Consider the following 19,490-nt stretch of genomic DNA (forward strand, 5'->3'; position numbering starts at 1 on the left):
AACGCCGTCGCGGCCTAGGCGAAGTCCTGCGGCGAGAACTCCTTCGGCTCCACCAGGACCAGCCAGTTTCCCGAATTGTCCCGGATGATCGCCTCGGTCCCGTAGGGCCGTTCGGCGGGCGGCTGCACGAACTCCACCCCTTTGGCGGTGAGTTCCTCGAAGGTCTTCTGGCAGTTCTCGGTCCGCAGGCCGAGCGAGCCGTGCGTGCCGTTGGCCAGCGCCCGCCGGACGGCGTCGGCGTAGTTCTCGTCCAGCGGCGGGCCGGGAAGCATCAGCGTGATCTCCAGCTCGGGGTGCGCGGGATGCGCGACGGTGACCCAGCGGAAACCGTTGTCGCCCATCGTGACATCGCTGGTCTCGACGAAGCCGAGCTTGTCGACGTACCACTCTTTCGCGGCGGTTTGGTCCGTCACGTACACCGTCACCAGGGAAACGTTCGTAATCGTCGTCATGCGGTCCACGCTATGGCGGGCGCGGGGCCACCGGCTTCTCCGAAATTGCGCCGTTCGGTCAGCCTGGCGGCTTGCGGTCGGAGAGCCCGTGCATGAAAACGAAACAGCCGGGGATACGCGGAGCGCCGTCGGCGAACTTCGCCTGGTATTCCGACGGCGTGACCCCGACCAACTGCCGGAACTTGCTGCTGAACGAGCCGAGGCTGCTGTAGCCGACCAGCATGCACACCTCGGTGACCGTCAGATTGGTCGAGCGCAGCAGGTCCTGAGCGCGTTCGATGCGCCGCTCGGCCAGGTACACGGCGGGGGTGCGGCCGTAGACCGCGGCGAACGCGCGCAGGAAGTGGTATTTCGACACCCCGGCGGCCGCCGCCAGTTCCTCCAGATGCAGCGGGTCGGCGTAATGGCGGTCCGCGAGGTCCCTGGCCCGGCGCAGATGCGGGAGCAGATACAGCGCGGGCAAGCCGCGCGCTCGTTGTCCGCCCATCGCGCCGCCCTCGTCCCTAAGCGAACGGCGGACGCTCGTCGAAGCGCAGCGATGCCCGGCCCGCCATCCGCCACGCCCGCGCGGTCAGGTCGACGTCCTCGTCGGTCACCAGATTGCCCATCACCCGGACCGCGGTGCGCTGCAAGTACTTCGACCGCATCACCGGAGGACCGCCCAGCGGCACCATGCGCGGGTGCGTGGCCAGGCCCGCGATCCGCCGGGCGACCGAGAACGTGCGTCCGTAGCGGGCGCGCAGGGTCTGCGGCCAGATCGCGGTGAAGTCGGGCTCGTCCAGCAGGCCGGCCAGCATGTGGCCGCCCTCCAAGCCGTAATCGATGCCTTCGCCGTTCAGCGGGTTCACACACCCCGCCGCGTCGCCGATCAGCACCCAGTTGCGCCCCGCGACGTTCGAGACCGCCCCGCCCATCGGCAGCAGGGCCGAGGCGACCGCGCGCAGCGAGCCCTCGAATTGCCATTCCTCGGTGCGCAGCGCGGTGTAGTGCGCCAAGAGCGGCTTCAACGCGATGTGCGAGGGGCGACGTTCCGTGGCCAGCGACCCCACACCGATGTTCACCTCGCCATTGCCGAGCGGGAACACCCAGCCGTAGCCGGGAACCAGTTCGCCGGAGGCGTCGCGCAACTCCAGATGCGAGGTGATCCACTGGTCGTCGCTGCGGCCGGACTTGATGTAGGCCCGCGCGGCGGTGCCGTAGGCGTACTGCCGATGCCAGACGCGGCCGAGCAGCCGCCCGATCGGCGAACGCACCCCGTCGGCGACCACCAGCGTCCGGCAGGCGATGGTGCGCGCGCCGCCCGCCGTACGCACCGTCACACCCGTGACCCGGTCACCCTCCCGGGTGACATCCATTACCTTCGTCCCGTCCACCATGCGCGCGCCCGACTTCACCGCCGTCTCGCGCAACTTGTCGTCGAGTTCGGTTCGGGGAACCGCGCTTCCGTACGTGGGGAAGGAACCGCCCGGCCAGTTCAGCAGCGCTTCGCGGCCGAAGCCGGTCATCCGGAGGCCGTGGTTGACGACGTGCGCGCGCACCCACTCGCCGAGCCCCAGCTGCTCCAATTCGGCGGTCGCACGCGGGGTGAGCCCGTCACCGCAGGTCTTGTCCCTGGGAAAAACGGCGGAATCGATGAGCACTACGTCGCGTCCGGCCCGCGCCGCCCAGGCCGCCGACGCCGATCCGGCCGGGCCCGCGCCGACGACCAGCACCTCGGCCCGGCTGGGCAACGCGTCCTCGTCGGGCGCGGGACTCGCTTCCGGTGAACCCATGCGGTCCATACTCGCAGGGCCGTCTCGCCGATGTCGACGGCGGTCGCGCTCGCGTCGTGGACGGTCACCATCGAGGCGGTGCGGCAGTGGACGATCCGCCACAGAGTGACGGTGTTCATGGGCCATCCGGCGGGGACACGCTAGGTTCTCTACCGTGGGGTCGGACGCATCGCTGGGAGAAGGAATGAGCACATCGGCCATGAGCGAGCGCAGCGAGCGAATCATGGACACGGCGCACGGCGGGCACAGCGAAGCCGGGAGCGACGCGGGCACGGTCGTGGCCGGGGTCGATCTCGGTGACGTCGGGCTGGCCGACACCGTGCGCAACGGCTTGGCGGACGTGGAGAGACTCCTCGTCGACGAGCTGTCCGACGGCGCGGAATTCCTCCAGGAGGCGGCGCTGCACCTGGCCAAGGCCGGCGGCAAGCGATTCCGTCCGCTCTTCACCATCCTCACCGGACAGCTCGGCCCGCGCCCCGCCGATCCCGCTCTGGTCACCGCGGGCACCGTCGTCGAACTCGTGCACCTGGCGACGCTGTACCACGACGACGTGATGGACGAGGCCCCGATGCGCCGCGGCGCGCCGAGCGTCAACTCGCGGTGGGGGAACAACATCGCGATCCTCGCGGGCGACTACTTGTTCGCGCACGCGTCCCGGCTCACCTCCACCCTCGGTCCCGACGCGGTGCGCATCATCGCCGAGACCTTCGCCGAACTCGTCACCGGTCAGATGCGCGAGACCATGGGCGCCCGCGAATCCCAGGACCCCGTCGAGCACTATCTGCGCGTGGTGTGGGAGAAGACCGGTTCGCTCATCGCCGCCGCAGGCCGCTTCGGCGGCACCTTCTCGGGTGCGGATGCCGAGCACGTCGAGCGACTGGCCCGGCTCGGCGACGCGGTCGGCACCGCCTTCCAGATCTCCGACGACATCATCGACATCTCCTCCGCCTCCGAGCAGTCCGGCAAGACCCCTGGCACCGACCTGCGTGAAGGTGTGCACACGCTGCCGGTGCTGTACGCGCTGCGCGAGGAGGGCGTCGACGGCGACCGGCTGCGCAAGCTACTCGCGCGTCCGCTGGAGACCGACGACGAGGTGAAAGAGGCGCTCGACCTGCTCGCCGACTCCCGCGGCATGGCGCTGGCCAAGGAGAAGCTCCAGGGCTACGCCGACCTCGCCTACGCCGAGCTGTCCGCCCTGCCCGGCGGCCCCGCGAACGACGCGCTCGAGCGGCTGGTCCGCTACACCATCGAACGCGTGGGTTGAGTGGTCCGCCGCTCATGAGCCGGGGCGCATGTCGGCGAGGATTGATTTCCGCCGGCTGATTTCGGCTGGGCGCGGATTCATCGGAACTTTGCCTGGAGCTTCTATCGTTTATCTGCTGTAAGGCGACTCGGTGAACGGGGGAGCGGCAAGGGAGACGTATGCACGGGCACGGGTTTGCGAACGGGCTGAAGACGTTCGGGCTGATGGTGGGCCTGTCGGCCCTGATCGTGTTCATCGGCGCGCTGTTCCGCAACCCGACGATCCTCGTCGTCGCGATCCTGCTCGCGGTGGGCATGAACGCCTACGCGTACTTCAACAGCGACAAGATCGCGTTGCGGGCCATGCACGCGCAGCCGGTCAGCGAGCTGGAGGCGCCGGTCATGTACCGGATCGTGCGCGAGCTGGCCACCATCGCGCGCCAGCCGATGCCACGGCTGTACATCAGCCCCACGAACGCGCCCAACGCCTTCGCCACCGGACGCAATCCGCGCCATGCCGCGGTGTGCTGCACCAGCGGCATCCTGCAACTTCTCGACGAGCGGGAATTGCGGGCCGTGCTCGGCCACGAACTGTCGCACGTCTACAACCGCGACATCCTCATCTCCTCGATCGCGGGTGCGCTCGCCGCCGTCATCTCCGGCCTGGCCAACCTGGCCGTCTACGCGTCCATGTTCGGCGGCAACCGCAACGGCGAGGGGCCGAACGTGCTGGCCGTGCTGCTGGTGTCGTTGCTCGGCCCGATCGCGGCCACGCTGATCAAGCTGGCCGTCTCCCGCTCGCGCGAATTCCAGGCCGACCAATCCGGCGCCGAACTGACCGGCGACCCGCTGGCCCTCGCCTCCGCACTGCGGAAGATCGAACGCGGCGTCCACACCGCCCCACTACCGCCCGAACCGAGGCTGGCGTCGCAGTCGCATCTGATGATCGCCAACCCGTTCCGTCCGGGTGAGCGGGTCGCCCGCTGGTTCACCACGCACCCGCCGATGAACGAGCGCATCGCCCGGCTGGAGGAGATGGCGGGCGGTCCCCGCCGGTACTGAGCCCGGCGGCCTCAGTCGTCCGAGGCCAGTTGGTCTTCGTAAGCGCGGAACGTATCGACGAACAACTTCCGCTGGTCCGCCGTGAGCGGCTCGAGCACCGTACGCCAGGCGCGAGCGCTGCGTCCCAGCCATTTGTGCACGGATCGCTCGTGCGCCGATGCGATGGCGACGATGGTGCGTCTGCGGTCGTCCGGGTCGGTGCCGCGTTCGAGCACACCCTGCTTGCTGAGTTCGCCGACCATGAGACTCACCGTCGTCGGCGCCACCTCCAGCCGGGCGGCCAGGTCCGTCACCGTGGTCGGGCCGTCGAACACCAGGTTGGCCAGCAACGACAGGTGCCGCGGCGCCAGCGAGAGGGATTCCAGCTCCGGGGGAACGCCCAACTTCTTGGCCCGTCCGACCACGCGCGGCATGAGCAGCAACAACGTGCGGATGCCCTCGTCCACGCCGAGTCCGGCCCGCTCCTCGGTCGACATGCAGTCCCCTCTAGCACCCTCGTGGACACGCTGAACGCGACCGACCCGGCCGCGCTGCGGACCCGGCGCTCAGCGGTAGTTGACGAACTGCAGCGCGATCCCGAAATCCTCGCCCTTCAGCAGGGCGATGACGGCCTGCAGATCGTCGCGCTTCTTGCTGCTCACGCGCAGCTCGTCGCCCTGGATCTGCGCCTTCACGCCCTTGGGGCCCTCGTCCCTGATCTTCTTGGAGATCTTCTTCGCGTGCTCGGAGTCGATGCCCTGCACCAGCGAACCGGTGATCTTGTAGACCTTGCCGGAGGAGACCGGCTCACCCGCGTCGAACGCCTTCAGCGAGATGTCGCGGCGGATCAGCTTCTCCTTGAACACCTCCAGCGCGGCCTTGACGCGCTCCTCCGCCTCCGCGGTGAGGACGATCTTGTCCTCGCCGGACCATTCGATCGACGTGCCGGTGCCGCGGAAGTCGTAGCGGGTGTTGAGCTCCTTCTCCGCCTGATGCAGGGCGTTGTCGACCTCCTGCCGGTCGACCTTGCTCACAACATCGAAAGACGAATCAGCCACGCTGCGCTCCTGTTCTGATGGTCCGACGGGTGAGTTGAACCGGACGCTTCCAGCCCCCGTCAGTTCTACCCGGAGACCCGAGGGTAGTCGCGTCGCACGGCCGATAGCCAGCCGGTTTGCATTCAGGGTGCGGGTTCGATGTATTCTGCTCAGCGCGCGAAACAATGCGCGAAAGGCAGGTTGCCCGAGCGGCCAATGGGAGCAGACTGTAAATCTGTCGGTGAAAGCCTACGTAGGTTCGAATCCTACACCTGCCACTCCGCTCACTAGGCGAGCCCTGTACGCAGAAAGCGCGTACAGGGCTCGCTTCGTAATGTCTTGTGGGGGTGCAACCCCCACGCCCGCCCGGCGGGGCTTCGCCCCCCGGGACCCCCCTTCCAGTGGTTGCGTTGGTCACACGCGTTTCGTTTGATTCTGGGATTGCCGGATTGGCGTCGGTCACGGGTGTTCGGGTGCCCGTGTGTGCCGATCGGCCGATCTCATACGCCGTGCATTTCGAGGCCGCGCACTCCGAGGTCTGCGTGAACCCGACAGCCCTGCGGGGTCGGTTTGTGCGCTCAACGCGGTCGCGAGCGGCGCCGGCGTGGGTGCGAGCCCTGGCGACGCGTGGAATTCCGTGTCCGCGCGGGCGAAAAATACGTCTCTGACCACACGGTTTGGTGGTGGGAGCTGTGAGTGTGTAACCTCGTTCAAGACTTCACCGCGCTGAGGTCGGGTGTTTGGGGCTCGGTGCGGAAGTAGTCATGCCCCCTTAGCTCAGTCGGCAGAGCGTTTCCATGGTAAGGAAAAGGTCAACGGTTCGATTCCGTTAGGGGGCTCGCCGGATTGCCGGTGGTGACCGACTCGGCATCGCTCCCGATAGTGCGGGCTCGGCACCATGGCAATGCGACGCCGTGGCGGTGTAGCTCAGTCGGTAGAGCAAACGACTCATAATCGTTGTGTCGCCGGTTCAAGTCCGGCCATCGCTACCACAACCGATCAAGCCCATCAGGTACCGGAAAGAAGGCATATCGTGGCCGCGAAGTCCACCGATGTCCGGCCAAAGATCACCTTGGCCTGCGAGCAGTGCAAGCACCGCAACTACATCACCAAGAAGAACCGGCGCAACGATCCGGACCGCCTGGAGCTGAAGAAGTTCTGCCCGAACTGCGGCACGCACCGGGCGCACCGCGAATCCCGCTAGTCATCCACGCGTGAACTACCGCGTGGTGTAGCGCCGGGAGTCGCTCCCGGTATCTCGGGCCGTGGCACCGCGAGGGCCGGACAATTGTCCGGCCCTGACGCATTTCACGGTGTGGGTGCGGTGGTGAGCGCTCCACAGACTCCGGGTGACGGGGTCAGATAGGTACAGTCCTCCCGTGACAATCAACACCGGTACAGACGAAGCGGTCCAGACGAGCGAGGCGCTCGACCCCGCGGCGAACGCCGCGGCGATGGTCGGTCACCACTACCGCGTCGACGACTACTACGAGGTCGGCCGCGAGAAGGTGCGTGAATACGCCCGCGCCGTGCAGGACTACCACCCGGTGCACTGGGACGAGGACGCGGCGCAGGAGTACGGGTACGACAACCTGCTCGCGCCGGTTACCTTCATCTCCCTGGTCGGAATTCTCGCCCAGCGCAAACTGTTCGAAGAGGTCGTCACCGGCTACGACCTCAGCCAGATCATGCAGACCGACCAGATCCTCGAGTTCCATCGCCCGATCAAGGTCGGCGACCAGCTCACCTGCGATGTCCACCTGCACTCGTTCCGGCAGGCATTCGGCGGCGACATCATCGTGACCAAAAACATCGTCACCGCGCAGAACGACGAACTGGTGCTCACCACTTACACCACCCTCGTCGGCCGCAGCGGCGGCGATATCGACCCGAACCTCAACGCCGCCGTCCGGAACGTGCTCATGCACGGCATCGGCGAGGACGCGCCGGGGCATCGTCCGCGCTCGCTCGCGGTGACCCAGGCGCCGGCGCCGGTCGTGCCGCCCGTGGACGGTGTGCGCACCAAGCACGCCATCGGGTTCGAGGACGTCTCGGTGGGTGACGAGCTGCCCGCCCGCGTCGTCCGGCTCACCCGCGGCGATCTGGTGAACTACGCGGGCGTCTCCGGTGACGCCAACCCGATCCACTGGAGCGACGAGGTCGTGAAGCTGGTCGGCCTGGAGAACGTGGTCGCGCACGGCATGCTGACCATGGGCCTCGGTGGCGGTTTCGTCACCTCGTGGCTGGGCGACCCGGGCGCGATCAAGGAGTACAACGTCCGCTTCACCAGCCCGGTCTACGTCGGGTCCGACGAGGCCGCCGAAGTCGAGTACACCGGTAAGGTGAAGTCGGTCGATCCGGAGACAAAGACCGCGGTCGTGGCCATCGTCGCGAAGGCGGCGGGGAAGAAGATCTTCGGCCGCGCGACCGCGACGGTGCAGCTGGCCTGACCAGGGACAGCGACCCGGATTGGCTAATGGCGCGGACGGTAACGTACACTCAGGTTTCTGGGGTCGCCAGCCGCTGCGCGCTGCTCTGAGGGGCTGGTTCCAGGCGATCCGCGAGGATTCGCCGACGGGGCCGGCAACTGCCGGAGCGGCGCGCGTGTTGTGTGACACCAGGGCACAACTGAATATCGAACAGTGGTTGGACAGTAAACATCGTCCGACCAAAGGGGCGTAGCTCAACTGGCAGAGCAGCGGTCTCCAAAACCGCAGGTTGCAGGTTCAAGTCCTGTCGCCCCTGCCCTGGATGCCAGCGACGAGAGAGGATCGACGTGAGCGAGCGTAGCGAGCGAGCCATTGGCACAGCGCGCATCGCGCACGACGGCACCGAGCTCAGCGAGGAGAAGGCGTGAGCGACGAGCGGGACACTCGCCGCGGCGCACATGCCGCCGACGAAGGCGACGACACCGCCGCAGCGACACGGCCGAGCGGAAAGCGGTCCGCGCGGCGGACCCGTGCCGGGTCTTCGGAGGTCGACACGGGCGCTATCGCCACGCTCGACCGTCCGTCGCGGAAGGCAACCAAGGCGACCGATCGGGCCGAACGCAAGAAGTCGGGTAATCCGTTCAAGCGTTTGCTCAAGTTCCTGCGTGAGGTCATCGCGGAACTGCGCAAGGTGATCTGGCCCAACCGGAAGCAGATGGTCACCTATACGAGCGTTGTTCTGGTGTTCGTGATTTTCATGGTCGCGTTCATCAGCGGGTTGGATCTGGCGTTCATCAAGGGTGTCAACTGGCTGTTCGGCTAGCTGAACGACGCCGACGCCGGTAGCCGATCCCGGGCGGAGACGGGTGGAGTGATTTCGCCGCGCGCCCGGCCCGGCACGCAGAGGATGTACGTGACGACACAGGAAGCGAGTGCCCCAGTGAGCACCCCGGAGAACGACACACACGACAAGTTCCCGGCCGACGACACGGTGGCCGAGTCCACCGACTCCGTCGAGGAGTTCGCGACCGACGAGCCCGCGGTCGAGGAATCGGAGCCCGCTGAGTCCGCCCCTGCCGCCGCCGTCGATGCCGAGCCCGCCGACCCGGTCGCCGAGATGAAGGCGGCGCTGCGGCGCGCTCCCGGCGAGTGGTACGTCATCCACTCCTACGCCGGTTACGAGAACAAGGTGAAGGCCAACCTCGAGACCCGCGTGCAGAACCTGGACCTGGAGGACTACATCTTCCAGGTGGAGGTGCCCACCGAAGAGGTCACCGAGATCAAGAACGGGCAGCGCAAGCACGTCAACCGCAAGGTGCTGCCCGGTTACATCCTGGTCCGCATGGAGCTGAACGACGAGTCGTGGGGCGCGGTGCGCAACACCCCCGGCGTCACGGGTTTCGTCGGCGCCACTTCGCGCCCGTCGCCGCTGTCCATCGATGACGTGGTGAAGTTCCTCGTTCCGGCCGCACAGCAGCAGAAGAAGCCCGCCGCGGCAGCCGCTGCGGCGACTCCCGAGACCGCGGGCGGCGAGATCGCGCCGAAGCCGGTCATCGAGGTCGACTTCGAGGTCGGCGAGTCGGTGACCGTCATGGATGGCCCGTTCGCGACGCTGCCCGCCAGCATCTCCGAGGTGAACGCCGAGCAGCAGAAGCTGAAGGTGCTCGTGTCGATCTTCGGCCGCGAGACCCCGGTCGAGCTGGCGTTCACCCAGGTCGCGAAGATCTAGACCAGCTCTGTCGGCGGCCGGGTGAATCCGGCCCGGGCGAGGATCGCAACACCAGACTTGCAAAGAGCAAGGGACACCAACACCTAGGAAAGAAAGATGCCCCCCAAGAAGAAGAAGCTCGCCGGGATCATCAAGCTTCAGATCCAGGCCGGCCAGGCGAACCCGGCCCCTCCGGTCGGCCCCGCGCTCGGTCAGCACGGCGTCAACATCATGGAGTTCTGCAAGGCGTACAACGCCGCGACCGAGTCGCAGCGTGGCAACGTCATCCCGGTCGAGATCTCGGTGTACGAGGACCGGTCGTTCGACTTCAAGCTGAAGACCCCGCCCGCCGCCAAGCTGCTGCTCAAGGCCGCCGGCGTGCAGAAGGGCTCGGCGGAGCCGCACCGCAACAAGGTCGCCAAGGTGACCATGGACCAGGTGCGCGAGATCGCCAAGACCAAGCAGGAAGATCTGAACGCCAACGACCTCGAGCAGGCGGCCAAGATCATCGCGGGTACCGCGCGTTCGATGGGCATCACCGTCGAGGGCTGAGCGGAACCGCTCCCCGGTGGGAGGGCCGGCCAGGCCCGATAACCACGTCTGAACTACCGATCGAACAGGACAGAGAATCATGGCAAAACGAAGCAAGGCGTACCTCGCCGCGGCCGAGAAGGTCGATCGCACCAAGCTCTACTCCCCGCTGGCCGCCGCGCGCCTGGCGAAGGAGACCGCCACCACCAAGACCGACGCGACCGTCGAGGTCGCCGTGCGTCTCGGTGTGGATCCCCGCAAGGCGGACCAGATGGTCCGCGGCACGGTCAACCTGCCGCACGGCACCGGTAAGACCGCCCGCGTCATCGTGTTCGCCGCGGGCGAGAAGGCCGCCGAGGCCGAGGCCGCGGGCGCCGATGCCGTCGGCGCCGAGGACCTGATCGAGCGGATCCAGGGCGGCTGGCTGGACTTCGACGCCGCGATCGCCACCCCGGACCAGATGGCCAAGGTCGGCCGGATCGCGCGTGTCCTCGGCCCGCGCGGCCTGATGCCGAACCCGAAGACGGGCACGGTCACCACCGATGTGACCAAGGCCGTCAACGACATCAAGGGCGGCAAGATCAACTTCCGTGTCGACAAGCAGGCCAACCTGCACTTCGTCATCGGCAAGGCGTCCTTCGACGACAGCAAGCTGGTGGAGAACTACGGCGCCGCGCTGGACGAGATCCTGCGGGCCAAGCCGTCGACCGCCAAGGGCCGCTACGTCAAGAAGGTGACGGTCTCGACGAACACCGGACCGGGCATCCCGGTGGACCCGAACCGCACCCGCAACCTCTTGGAAGAGGACGCGTAAGCAGCAGCGAGCCGCGGCAACGGCGGGAACGCATTGTGCGTTCCCGCCGTTGCGCGTTCGAGGACTAATCCGCCCGACGGCGTGGTTGGGGTGGATGTGACCGTCGTTCTGTTGATCTCCGGTAGTACTCGCGCCGCCTCCACCAATTCCGCCGCACTACGAACCGTCTCGGCGATCGCCCCGGACGGTGTCGAAACCGTCTGGTACGACGGGCTCGCGGATCTGCCCGCTTTCGCTCCGGACGACGACGGCACCGCTCATCCCGCGGTAGTCGCGCTCCGCGAACAACTTTCGCGCGCCGACGCCGTGCTGTTCTCCACGCCCGAATACGCGGGCACTTTGCCGGGCAGTTTGAAGAACCTGCTGGACTGGACGGTTGGCGCCGGTGATCTCTACGGCAAGCCGGTCGCTTGGATCACGGTCGCGCCGGAGGGTCGCGGTGACGGCGCGACCGCCACACTGCGCAGCGTGCTGGGTTACGTCGGAGCCGACATCGATCCGGATGCCTGCCGACGACTCCCTGTGCCGCGCGAGGGCGTCGGCCCGGACGGACTGGTCGCCGACCCTGAATTCCGGTCCGGCGCCACGGCCGTGTTGCGCGGTCTCGAGCGGCATGCCGCGACCGCGACTTCGTGAGAAACACCACTCGCCGACGCGGACCGCGGCATCGCATTCCAGGCGGCGCACGGGTGTGCACCGCGGAAAAGTGAGTCGCGGCACAACGATTCGACGGCCGAGTGGTGCGATCAGACGTCTGCCGGGGCCCGTTTTGGCAGATGGGAACCCATGCAGGTACATTGGAAGTCAGTTATCGACGAGTTCGATCGCTACCCAATCCGTTCTACCGAAGACCGTTGGTCGCCGATCCCGTATGGGTTCGGTCGAAGGTCCGGCGACATTGCCGGCGGCCCACGCAGGGAGAGCCGAGGCTGGGAATTGATCCGGATACGCACCGGATCGGTTTTCTGTTGCGCCCCGGAACGCTCTGCGTTCGGGGCGTTTGTTTTGTCGCCGGCCCCTGATCGGTAGTTCGCGTATACGAACCGACCAATCAGAGAGGAGGCGAAGTATGGCAAAACCCGAGAAGGTCACCGCGGTCGAGGAGATCGCGGAGCAGTTCAAGAGCTCGACGGCCACCGTCGTCACGGAATACCGTGGCCTGTCGGTCGGAAAGCTCACCGAGCTGCGGCGCGCGCTCGGCGCCGACGCCACGTACTCCGTCGCCAAGAACACCCTGGTCAAGCGTGCCGCCGCCGAGGCGGGCGTGGAAGGTCTCGACGAACTGTTCGTCGGGCCGACCGCGATCACCTTCATCACGGGTGAGCCGGTCAACGCGGCCAAGGCCCTGAAGACCTTCGCGAAGGACAACAAGGCGCTCATCATCAAGGGCGGCTACATGGACGGCGCTCCGCTGTCCGTGTCCGAGGTCGAGCGGATCGCCGACCTGGAAACCCGCGAGGTGCTGCTGGCCAAGCTGGCCGGCGCGCTCAAGGGCAACCTCACCAAGGCCGCCGGTCTGTTCAACGCTCCCGCTTCGCAGGTGGCCCGCCTGGCCGCCGCGCTGCAGGAGAAGAAGCAGGCCGAAGAAGGCGCACCGGCCGCCGAGTAAGACCCGTGCGGCACGACTCGCCCGCATAGACATCAACTACCGAAAGGAACACAACAATGGCCAACGTTGACGAACTGCTCGAGACCTTCGGCAACATGACCCTGCTCGAGCTGTCGGACTTCGTGAAGAAGTTCGAGGAGAAGTTCGAGGTCACCGCGGCTGCTCCGGTCGCCGTCGCCGCCGTCGGCGGTGCCGCCGCTCCGGCCGAGGCCGCCGAGGAGCAGGACGAGTTCGACGTCGTCCTCGAGGGTGCGGGCGACAAGAAGATCCAGGTCATCAAGGTGGTCCGCGAGATCGTCTCCGGCCTGGGCCTGAAGGAAGCCAAGGACCTGGTCGAGAGCGCCCCGAAGCCAATCCTGGAGAAGGTCGCCAAGGACGCCGCCGAGGCCGCCAAGGCGAAGCTGGAAGAGGCCGGCGCCAAGGTCTCGGTCAAGTAATTCACGACCGAACACGCCGAACGGGCGGTCCCCTTTGGGGATCGCCCGTTCGCGTTTTTGGCAATCCCGCCGCTATCGCCGATACCGAAAGGATTGCGGAGTTACTACGCAGTCAGGTTGGGGTGTGCCCGATCTGTCCCATGAGTTACAGTGACCGAACCCACACGTGACGGACCGCGATGACCGAGCGCGCGGTTCGCCGGTGGGCAGCTCGCTGAGAATTTGTGGAGGTTGGCGTGGGCGTCGAGGTCAGGACCGAGAGTGTGACCAAGTCTTTCGGTTCCCAGCGCATTTGGCAGGATGTGTCGTTGACGTTGCCTTCGGGTGAGGTCAGTGCGTTGCTGGGGCCGTCGGGTACCGGTAAGTCGGTGTTCTTGAAGTCGCTGATCGGTCTGCTGCGCCCGGAACGTGGTTCGATCTTCATCGATGGCACGGATATCACGACGTGTTCGAACAAGGAGCTGTACGAGATCCGGAAGTTGTTCGGCGTGTTGTTCCAGGACGGTGCGTTGTTCGGGTCGATGAACCTGTTCGACAACGTGGCGTTCCCGTTGCGGGAGCATACGAAGAAGAGCGAATCCGAGATCAAGAAGATCGTGATGGAGAAGCTGGAGTTGACCGGTCTGCTCGGGGCCGAGGGCAAGCTTCCCGGTGAGATCTCCGGTGGTATGCGGAAGCGTGCGGGATTGGCGCGGGCGTTGGTGTTGGATCCGCAGATCATTCTGGTCGATGAGCCGGACTCGGGTCTGGATCCGGTGCGTACCTCGTATCTGTCGCAGTTGTTGATCGATATCAACGCGCAGATCGACGCGACGATTCTGATCGTGACCCACAACATCAATCTGGCGCGGACGGTGCCGGACAACATCGGGATGTTGTTCCGTCGTCAGTTGGTGATGTTCGGTCCGCGGGAGGTGTTGTTGACCTCGGAGGAGCCGGTGGTCAAGCAGTTCCTCAACGGGCGGATGATCGGGCCGATCGGTATGTCGGAGGAGAAGGACGAGGCGCAGATGGCGCGCGAGCAGGCGTTGGTGGACGCCGGGCATCATCACGGTGGCGCGGAGGAGGTCGAGGGGATCATTCCGCAGATGCGCGCGACTCCGGGGATGCCGGTGCGTCAGGCGGTGTTGCGGCGGAAGGAGCGGGTGCGCGAGATCATGCATACGCTGCCGCATGCCGCGCAGGTCGCGATCCGTGAATCACTTGACGACAACGACGATACGCAGGTGATGGCATACAACAGCGGCGACCTGGCTAATTATCAAGGTGGCGCTTTCGACACCACCGTGCGACACAACACAACTAACGGGTAACATCTGCGATCGTGAATTCGACCCTGGCGCGATTGCGAACTCCCCTGGAGTCGGGGTTTGCCCAGGCCGGCAACATCTTTGCGCTGCTCCTGGACGTTTTGCGAAAGACTTTCCGCCGCCCCTTCGAGTGGCGGGAGTTCATCGAGCAGTCGTGGTTCATCGCGAGTGTCTCGATCCTGCCCAGCGCGCTGGTCGCGATTCCGTTCGGCGCGGTCGTGGCATTGCAGACCGGCTCGTTGATCAAGCAGCTCGGCGCGGAATCCTTCACCGGCGCGACCAGTGTGCTGGCAACCGTCCAGCAGGCGGCTCCCGTCGTGACGGCCCTGATCATCGCGGGCGCGGCCGGGTCGGCGGTGGCCGCCGATCTCGGCTCGCGGACCATCCGCGAGGAGATCGACGCGATGGAGGTGCTCGGCATCGATCCGGTGCGAAAGCTGGTGGTGCCGCGCGTACTCGGCATGATGCTGGTCGCGCTGCTGCTCAACGGACTGGTGTCGGTTGTCGGCATCGCCGGCGGGTACTTCTTCAACGTCCTGCTGCAGGGCGGCACTCCCGGCGCCTACCTGGCGTCGTTCTCCGCCCTCGCTCAGCTGCCGGACCTGTGGATCGGTGAGATCAAGGCGGCGGTATTCGGTCTGCTCGCCGGCGTCATCGCCGCGTACAAAGGGCTGCATCCCAAGGGGGGCCCGAAAGGAGTCGGTGACGCGGTGAACCAATCCGTGGTGATCACGTTCATGGTGCTGTTCTTCGTGAACCTCATCCTGACCATGGTGTACCTACAGGTCGTCCCCGCCAAGGGTGCCTGACAGATGGCCACGTCATACCGAACCCCGGTCGCCAAGTCCATGCGCCGGGTGGGTGAAGTCGCTCGTATGCCGCTCAACGTCATCGATCGCGCGGGCGAGCAGATGTCGTTCTACTCGCGGGCCATCGCGTGGATCCCGCGGACCGCGGTGCACTACCGCAAGGAAGTCATGCGGCTGCTCGCCGAGGTCACCTTCGGCACCGGCGCGCTGGCGGTGATCGGCGGCACCATCGGCGTCATCGTGTTCATGTCCGGCTCCGTCGGCGTCGTCGTCGGCCTGCAGGGCTTCAAGGCCCTCGACGCGCTCGGTAGCTCGGTGCTCACCGGCTTCCTCACCGCCTACATCAACACCCGTGAGATCGCGCCACTGGTCGCCGCGCTCGCGCTCTCGGCGACGGTCGGTTGCGGTTTCACCGCGCAGCTCGGCGCCATGCGGATCTCCGAGGAGATCGACGCGCTCGAGGTGATGGCGGTGCCCAGCGTGCCGTTCCTGGTCACCAGCCGCGTGATCGCCGGGTTCCTCGCGGTGATCCCGCTCTACATCGTCGGGTTGCTCGGCACGTTCATCGCGTCGCGGACGATCAGCATCTGGTTCAACGGGCAGTCCAGCGGGTCCTACGACCATTACTTCAGTTTGTTCCTGCCACCGGAGGACGTGCTCTATTCGTTCCTCAAGGTGCTGGTCTTCGCGTTCGTGATCATCATGGTGCACTGCTACTACGGGTTCCACGCCACCGGCGGCCCCGCGGGCGTCGGCGTCGCGGTCGGCCGCGCGGTCCGCGCCGCGATCGTCCTGGTGAACGTGCTCGACTTCTTCCTCAGCCTCGCGATCTGGGGCACCACCACCACGGTGCGGGTGGCCGGATGAGCCGCACTCAAACCTGGCGCTCCACCGCGAAGCTACGTACTCGGGCGCTGGGGATCGCGTTCTTCGTCGTGGTCGCGTTGTTCCTGTGGACCACCATCGCGATCTACAACAAGCAATTCGTGAAGACGGTGGACGTCGATCTGATCACCGACAGCGTGGGCAACGCGCTGACTCGCAACGCGGACGTGAAGGTACGTGGCATCACGGTCGGCGAGGTGCGCTCGAGCAGTTCCGAAGGCGGCGAGGTGACCTTGCACCTGGCCATCAATCCGGACAAGGCGCAGCAGATTCCCGTCAACGCGACCGCGCGCCTGCTGCCGAAGACGCTGTTCGGCGAGCGCTACGTGGACCTGGTGATCCCGGAGCAGCCGAGCCCCCAGCATCTGACCGACGGCGTCACACTGCACCAGGACGTCAGCGGCAACGCCATCGAGTTGAGCAAATTGCTCGACGATGTGCTGCCCTTGCTCCAGGCCATCCCGCCGCAGGATCTCGCGGCCACGTTGGGCGCGCTGTCCCAGGCGCTGTCCGGGCAGGGCACCGCGCTCGGCCAGACCTTGGACAAGCTCGACGACATCTTCCGCCAGGTCAACGTGGTGCTTCCGGACCTGCGGGCCGACCTGCGCAGTTTCGCCGAGGTGGCGGCCACCTACTCCGACGCGGCGCCGCAGCTGATCCAGGCCCTGGACAACCTGCGCACTACCAACGCCACGATCGTGCAGCGGCGCACCGACATCGACGCCCTGTACGCGACGCTGACGCCGACCTCGGCCACCACCACCGAGTTCCTGCTCGCCAACCGCGACAACATCGTCGACGTGGCGGCCGACTCCCGTCCCGCGCTGGAGCAGCTGGCCTACTACTCGCCGAACTACGCGTGCGCGCTGGCGAACTTCGCGCAGCTGAAGCCGCGCATCGACCGGATCTTCGGCAAGGGCACCGACAACCCGGGTTCCCGAGTGACCATCGAGCTGACCAACACCCGCGGCAAATACCTGCCCAACCAGGACGAACCGCGCTGGCTGGACACCAGGGGGCCGTGGTGCATCCCCGAGATGCCGGTGGGCGTCGATCCCGGCCAGTACACCGGCGGCCCGAACAACGACGGCTCCTACGCCGTCCCGAGTCGTAACCCGGGTGACCAGCAGACCGGTCATCTGGAGCCGCCGCAGTTCGGCGTCCACCCGGCGAGCAAGATGCCGACGATCGCCGGTTCCCCCATGGAGCAGCAGTCGCTCGGCGCGATCTACGGCGCGGCCAACGGTGTCGCCCCGGATCAGGTGCCTGGCTGGGTGACCAGGGTCGGCGCGCCCGCGTTCCGTGGAAGCGAGGTGAGCGTGCGATGAAGCAGCAACTGCGCGGCCTGGGCGGGCCGTTGACCAAGCTGGTCATCTTCGTCGTGGTGACCTTGTTCGTGACCACCGTGCTCGCGTTGTCGATCGCCAACTACAGCGGCGGCGGCACGCATTTCAAGGCCAGGTTCACCGACGTCACCTCGCTCAATCCCGGTGACGAGGTCCGCATCGCGGGCGTGCGGGTCGGCAAGGTCACCGCTGTCTCGATCGTCGACAAACGCCTGGCCGAGGTGAAATTCGACCTCACCGACCGGGACTGGCTGCCCGCGTCGACCACCGCGACGATCAAGTACCGCAACCTGGTCGGCCAGCGCTACATCGCGCTGGAGCAGGGGACCGGGGAGCAGGGACGGAAGCTGAACAAGGGCAGCACCATCCCGCTGGAGCACACCAGGCCCGCGCTGAACCTGACCACGCTGTTCAACGGCTTCCGGCCGCTGTTCCGTACGCTGACCGCCGACGACGTGAACAAGCTCTCCTTCGAGATCATCCAGGTCTTCCAGGGTGAGCAGGGCACGATCCACGATCTCGTCGCGACCACGGCGAACCTGACCAACAAGATCGCCGACAAGGACGCCGTGATCGGTGAGCTGACCCGCAATTTGACCGCCGTGCTGGACACCGTCAATCAGCGTGACGACCAGTTCGATCAGTTGATCGTGAACACCGAAGCGTTGATCAGCGGCCTCAACGCCAATCGCGACACGATCGGCCGTTCGGTGACCTCGCTGGCCAACCTGACTTCGGCGACCTCCGACCTGCTCGTCCCGGTGCGTCCGACCCTGCAAGGGTCGATCGCGGGTCTGAGCCAGTTGACCGGCACGCTCGACGAGCGCCAGGACGAGGTGAACGAAGCGCTGACCAACCTGCCGCTCAAGATGGAGAAGCTCGGGCGCGCCGCGAGTTACGGCTCCTGGTTCCAGTTCTATCTGTGCGGCATCGACATCGTCGTCGGGCCGGGCGCCGTCGACGCGCCGCAGCTCAACCTGCCAGCAGGACTGCCGACGATCAACCAGCCGCTGTACACCAACGCCGCGCCGCGCTGCCACGGGAAGGCTCGCTGATGGATGATCGCATTCTGCTCGGCAAGCGCAGCCCGGCGTTCCTGGGCGCGCTCGGCCTCGCCGTGGTGCTGTTGGTGACGGTGTCGGCGTTCTTCCTGGATCAGCTGCCGATCATCGGCGCGGGGACCAAGTACACCGCGGAATTCCGTGAGGCGGCGGGCCTGAAGAAGGGCAACGAGGTCCGGGTGGCCGGCGTCAAGGTCGGGTCGGTGTCCGACGTCCGGCTCGACGGTGACCGGGTGCTCGTGGACTTCCGCACCAAGGACACCTGGATCGGCAACGACACCACCGCGTCCATTCAGATCAAGACGCTGCTCGGCCAGAAGTACCTCGCACTCGATCCGCGAGGCTCGAAGCCGGCCGATCCCAGTTCACGGATCCCGCTCTCGCGCACGGTCTCCCCGTACGACGTGGTGGACGCGTTCACCGACGCCGCGCGCACCATCGATCAGATCGACACCACCCAGCTGGCCAAGAGCATGCAGGTGCTGTCGGACGCCTTCGAGACGACGCCGCCGGAGATCCGCGGCTCCATCGACGGCGTCGCCCGGCTGTCGGAGACGCTGGCCAAGCGCGATCAGGAGTTGAAGAAGCTGTTCGCCGCCACCAGGCAGACCACGCAGATACTCGCCGACCGCAACGCCCAGTTCGAGCGGCTGCTCGCCAACGGCGGCCAGTTGCTCGCCGAACTGAACGTCCGCCAGCAGTCCATCAGGCAGTTGCTGTCGGGCGCCAAGACGGTCTCCGCGGAGCTGAGCGCGCTCGTGCACGACAACGAGGAGCAGATCGGGCCCGCGCTGAAGAATCTGCGCGCCGCCATCGACCTGCTCAACGACAACCAGCAGAACGTCTCGAAGACGTTGGAACTCGCGGCGCCGTTCTACAGCCTCTACGCCAGTGTGCTCGGCACCGGGCGCTGGTTCGACGCGGTGATCGTCAACGTGGTGCCGCCCGCACTGCCCGAAATCCCCGGCTACCGTCAGCCGATCCGCACCTTGGGAGGTAACTGACGT

22 protein-coding genes and 4 tRNA genes are annotated in these 19,490 nt (G+C 66.5%); 21 read left to right on the top strand and 5 right to left on the bottom strand.

Annotated elements, in window-relative coordinates; genetic code table 11:
• Nucleotides 1–14: 14 nt before the first annotated feature.
• Genes ABZW96_RS06865 through ABZW96_RS06875 form a run of 3 tightly spaced genes read right to left on the bottom strand, consistent with a single transcriptional unit; the run spans nt 15 to nt 2,224 of the window.
• The gene (locus tag ABZW96_RS06865; RefSeq protein ID WP_067810448.1) at nt 15–452 is read right to left on the bottom strand and encodes a VOC family protein; all 438 of its coding nucleotides are present in this window, start codon (nt 450–452) and stop codon (nt 15–17) included.
• A 58-nt stretch (nt 453–510) separates the two neighbouring features.
• Nucleotides 511–939, bottom strand: a complete 429-nt coding sequence (locus ABZW96_RS06870) for an AraC family transcriptional regulator (RefSeq protein WP_355072027.1) — start codon at nt 937–939, stop codon at nt 511–513.
• 16 nt (nt 940–955) lie between these two features.
• Nucleotides 956–2,224, bottom strand: a complete 1,269-nt coding sequence (locus ABZW96_RS06875; protein ID WP_355072029.1) for a geranylgeranyl reductase family protein — start codon at nt 2,222–2,224, stop codon at nt 956–958.
• Nucleotides 2,225–2,447: 223 nt separating this feature from the next.
• Between ABZW96_RS06875 and ABZW96_RS06880 the strand changes: the two genes are divergently transcribed.
• A complete protein-coding gene (locus ABZW96_RS06880; protein ID WP_355072144.1) occupies nt 2,448–3,488 on the top strand; it encodes a polyprenyl synthetase family protein in 1,041 nt (346 codons plus the stop codon).
• Nucleotides 3,489–3,646: 158 nt separating this feature from the next.
• On the top strand, nt 3,647–4,528 hold the full coding sequence (htpX, locus tag ABZW96_RS06885; protein ID WP_355072031.1) for a zinc metalloprotease HtpX: 882 nt from the start codon (nt 3,647–3,649) through the stop codon (nt 4,526–4,528).
• Nucleotides 4,529–4,539: 11 nt separating this feature from the next.
• On the opposite strand, the gene ABZW96_RS06890 is transcribed toward htpX, so the two are convergent.
• Nucleotides 4,540–5,004 (bottom strand): MarR family winged helix-turn-helix transcriptional regulator, encoded by a 465-nt coding sequence (locus tag ABZW96_RS06890; RefSeq protein WP_355072033.1) that lies wholly within the window; start codon nt 5,002–5,004, stop codon nt 4,540–4,542.
• A gap of 69 nt (nt 5,005–5,073) precedes the next feature.
• Nucleotides 5,074–5,565, bottom strand: a complete 492-nt coding sequence (locus ABZW96_RS06895) for a YajQ family cyclic di-GMP-binding protein (protein ID WP_355072035.1) — start codon at nt 5,563–5,565, stop codon at nt 5,074–5,076.
• A 174-nt stretch (nt 5,566–5,739) separates the two neighbouring features.
• Between ABZW96_RS06895 and ABZW96_RS06900 the strand changes: the two genes are divergently transcribed.
• The 19 genes from ABZW96_RS06900 (at nt 5,740) to ABZW96_RS06990 (ending at nt 19,487) form a co-directional block, all read left to right on the top strand.
• Nucleotides 5,740–5,822 (top strand) — tRNA-Tyr (locus tag ABZW96_RS06900).
• Between the two features lie 488 nt (nt 5,823–6,310).
• Nucleotides 6,311–6,383: transfer RNA gene (locus tag ABZW96_RS06905), tRNA-Thr, on the top strand.
• Nucleotides 6,384–6,460: 77 nt separating this feature from the next.
• Nucleotides 6,461–6,536 (top strand) — tRNA-Met (locus tag ABZW96_RS06910).
• Between the two features lie 41 nt (nt 6,537–6,577).
• Nucleotides 6,578–6,748: a 50S ribosomal protein L33 gene (gene rpmG, locus ABZW96_RS06915; RefSeq protein WP_011211653.1), complete on the top strand. Its 171-nt coding sequence runs from the start codon at nt 6,578–6,580 to the stop codon at nt 6,746–6,748.
• 181 nt (nt 6,749–6,929) lie between these two features.
• Nucleotides 6,930–7,994, top strand: a complete 1,065-nt coding sequence (locus ABZW96_RS06920) for a fused (3R)-hydroxyacyl-ACP dehydratase subunits HadA/HadB (RefSeq protein WP_355072146.1) — start codon at nt 6,930–6,932, stop codon at nt 7,992–7,994.
• A 222-nt stretch (nt 7,995–8,216) separates the two neighbouring features.
• Nucleotides 8,217–8,289, top strand: a tRNA-Trp gene (locus ABZW96_RS06925).
• A gap of 108 nt (nt 8,290–8,397) precedes the next feature.
• A complete protein-coding gene (gene secE / locus ABZW96_RS06930; protein WP_355072036.1) occupies nt 8,398–8,796 on the top strand; it encodes a preprotein translocase subunit SecE in 399 nt (132 codons plus the stop codon).
• Nucleotides 8,797–8,886: 90 nt separating this feature from the next.
• Nucleotides 8,887–9,702 (top strand): transcription termination/antitermination protein NusG, encoded by an 816-nt coding sequence (gene nusG, locus ABZW96_RS06935; protein ID WP_355072038.1) that lies wholly within the window; start codon nt 8,887–8,889, stop codon nt 9,700–9,702.
• A 96-nt stretch (nt 9,703–9,798) separates the two neighbouring features.
• Nucleotides 9,799–10,233 carry a 50S ribosomal protein L11 gene (rplK, locus tag ABZW96_RS06940; RefSeq protein ID WP_043733097.1) on the top strand — a complete coding sequence of 145 codons (435 nt, stop codon included), beginning with the start codon at nt 9,799–9,801 and terminating at the stop codon, nt 10,231–10,233.
• 79 nt (nt 10,234–10,312) lie between these two features.
• Nucleotides 10,313–11,026 (top strand): 50S ribosomal protein L1, encoded by a 714-nt coding sequence (rplA, locus tag ABZW96_RS06945; protein ID WP_067810457.1) that lies wholly within the window; start codon nt 10,313–10,315, stop codon nt 11,024–11,026.
• 96 nt (nt 11,027–11,122) lie between these two features.
• Entirely contained in the window at nt 11,123–11,662 is a 540-nt protein-coding gene (locus ABZW96_RS06950) for an NAD(P)H-dependent oxidoreductase (RefSeq protein WP_355072040.1), read from the top strand.
• A gap of 433 nt (nt 11,663–12,095) precedes the next feature.
• A complete protein-coding gene (rplJ, locus tag ABZW96_RS06955; protein ID WP_355072042.1) occupies nt 12,096–12,635 on the top strand; it encodes a 50S ribosomal protein L10 in 540 nt (179 codons plus the stop codon).
• Nucleotides 12,636–12,691: 56 nt separating this feature from the next.
• Nucleotides 12,692–13,072, top strand: coding sequence for a 50S ribosomal protein L7/L12 (gene rplL, locus ABZW96_RS06960; RefSeq protein ID WP_043698929.1), 381 nt, complete (start codon nt 12,692–12,694; stop codon nt 13,070–13,072).
• Nucleotides 13,073–13,308: 236 nt separating this feature from the next.
• Nucleotides 13,309–14,385 (top strand): ATP-binding cassette domain-containing protein, encoded by a 1,077-nt coding sequence (locus ABZW96_RS06965; RefSeq protein WP_355072045.1) that lies wholly within the window; start codon nt 13,309–13,311, stop codon nt 14,383–14,385.
• An 11-nt stretch (nt 14,386–14,396) separates the two neighbouring features.
• Nucleotides 14,397–15,191, top strand: a complete 795-nt coding sequence (locus ABZW96_RS06970; protein WP_355072047.1) for an ABC transporter permease — start codon at nt 14,397–14,399, stop codon at nt 15,189–15,191.
• A 3-nt stretch (nt 15,192–15,194) separates the two neighbouring features.
• Nucleotides 15,195–16,058, top strand: coding sequence for an ABC transporter permease (locus tag ABZW96_RS06975; RefSeq protein ID WP_355072049.1), 864 nt, complete (start codon nt 15,195–15,197; stop codon nt 16,056–16,058).
• Nucleotides 16,055–17,404, top strand: coding sequence for an MCE family protein (locus tag ABZW96_RS06980; protein ID WP_355072051.1), 1,350 nt, complete (start codon nt 16,055–16,057; stop codon nt 17,402–17,404). Before ABZW96_RS06975 ends, ABZW96_RS06980 begins: the two co-directional genes overlap by 4 nt.
• Entirely contained in the window at nt 17,401–18,477 is a 1,077-nt protein-coding gene (locus ABZW96_RS06985) for an MCE family protein (RefSeq protein WP_355072053.1), read from the top strand. The genes ABZW96_RS06980 and ABZW96_RS06985 overlap by 4 nt, the downstream gene beginning before the upstream one ends.
• Entirely contained in the window at nt 18,477–19,487 is a 1,011-nt protein-coding gene (locus ABZW96_RS06990) for an MCE family protein (RefSeq protein WP_355072054.1), read from the top strand. The genes ABZW96_RS06985 and ABZW96_RS06990 overlap by 1 nt, the downstream gene beginning before the upstream one ends.
• Nucleotides 19,488–19,490 lie beyond the last annotated feature (3 nt).

Source organism: Nocardia sp. NPDC004168 (assembly GCF_040610355.1).
Taxonomy (GTDB): domain Bacteria; phylum Actinomycetota; class Actinomycetes; order Mycobacteriales; family Mycobacteriaceae; genus Nocardia; species Nocardia sichangensis.

What these genes read in the sequence shown, in the direction of transcription:
- ABZW96_RS06865 (WP_067810448.1), bottom strand. Translation starts at nt 452, where the DNA reads ATGACGACGATTACGAACGTTTCCCTGGTGACGGTGTACGTGACGGAC.
- rplK (WP_043733097.1), top strand. Translation starts at nt 9,799, where the DNA reads ATGCCCCCCAAGAAGAAGAAGCTCGCCGGGATCATCAAGCTTCAGATC.
- rplJ (WP_355072042.1), top strand. Translation starts at nt 12,096, where the DNA reads ATGGCAAAACCCGAGAAGGTCACCGCGGTCGAGGAGATCGCGGAGCAG.
- rplA (WP_067810457.1), top strand. Translation starts at nt 10,313, where the DNA reads ATGGCAAAACGAAGCAAGGCGTACCTCGCCGCGGCCGAGAAGGTCGAT.
- ABZW96_RS06870 (WP_355072027.1), bottom strand. Translation starts at nt 939, where the DNA reads ATGGGCGGACAACGAGCGCGCGGCTTGCCCGCGCTGTATCTGCTCCCG.
- ABZW96_RS06980 (WP_355072051.1), top strand. Translation starts at nt 16,055, where the DNA reads ATGAGCCGCACTCAAACCTGGCGCTCCACCGCGAAGCTACGTACTCGG.
- ABZW96_RS06880 (WP_355072144.1), top strand. Translation starts at nt 2,448, where the DNA reads ATGGACACGGCGCACGGCGGGCACAGCGAAGCCGGGAGCGACGCGGGC.
- ABZW96_RS06875 (WP_355072029.1), bottom strand. Translation starts at nt 2,224, where the DNA reads ATGGGTTCACCGGAAGCGAGTCCCGCGCCCGACGAGGACGCGTTGCCC.
- ABZW96_RS06990 (WP_355072054.1), top strand. Translation starts at nt 18,477, where the DNA reads ATGGATGATCGCATTCTGCTCGGCAAGCGCAGCCCGGCGTTCCTGGGC.
- ABZW96_RS06975 (WP_355072049.1), top strand. Translation starts at nt 15,195, where the DNA reads ATGGCCACGTCATACCGAACCCCGGTCGCCAAGTCCATGCGCCGGGTG.
- ABZW96_RS06890 (WP_355072033.1), bottom strand. Translation starts at nt 5,004, where the DNA reads ATGTCGACCGAGGAGCGGGCCGGACTCGGCGTGGACGAGGGCATCCGC.
- ABZW96_RS06985 (WP_355072053.1), top strand. Translation starts at nt 17,401, where the DNA reads ATGAAGCAGCAACTGCGCGGCCTGGGCGGGCCGTTGACCAAGCTGGTC.
- htpX (WP_355072031.1), top strand. Translation starts at nt 3,647, where the DNA reads ATGCACGGGCACGGGTTTGCGAACGGGCTGAAGACGTTCGGGCTGATG.
- rplL (WP_043698929.1), top strand. Translation starts at nt 12,692, where the DNA reads ATGGCCAACGTTGACGAACTGCTCGAGACCTTCGGCAACATGACCCTG.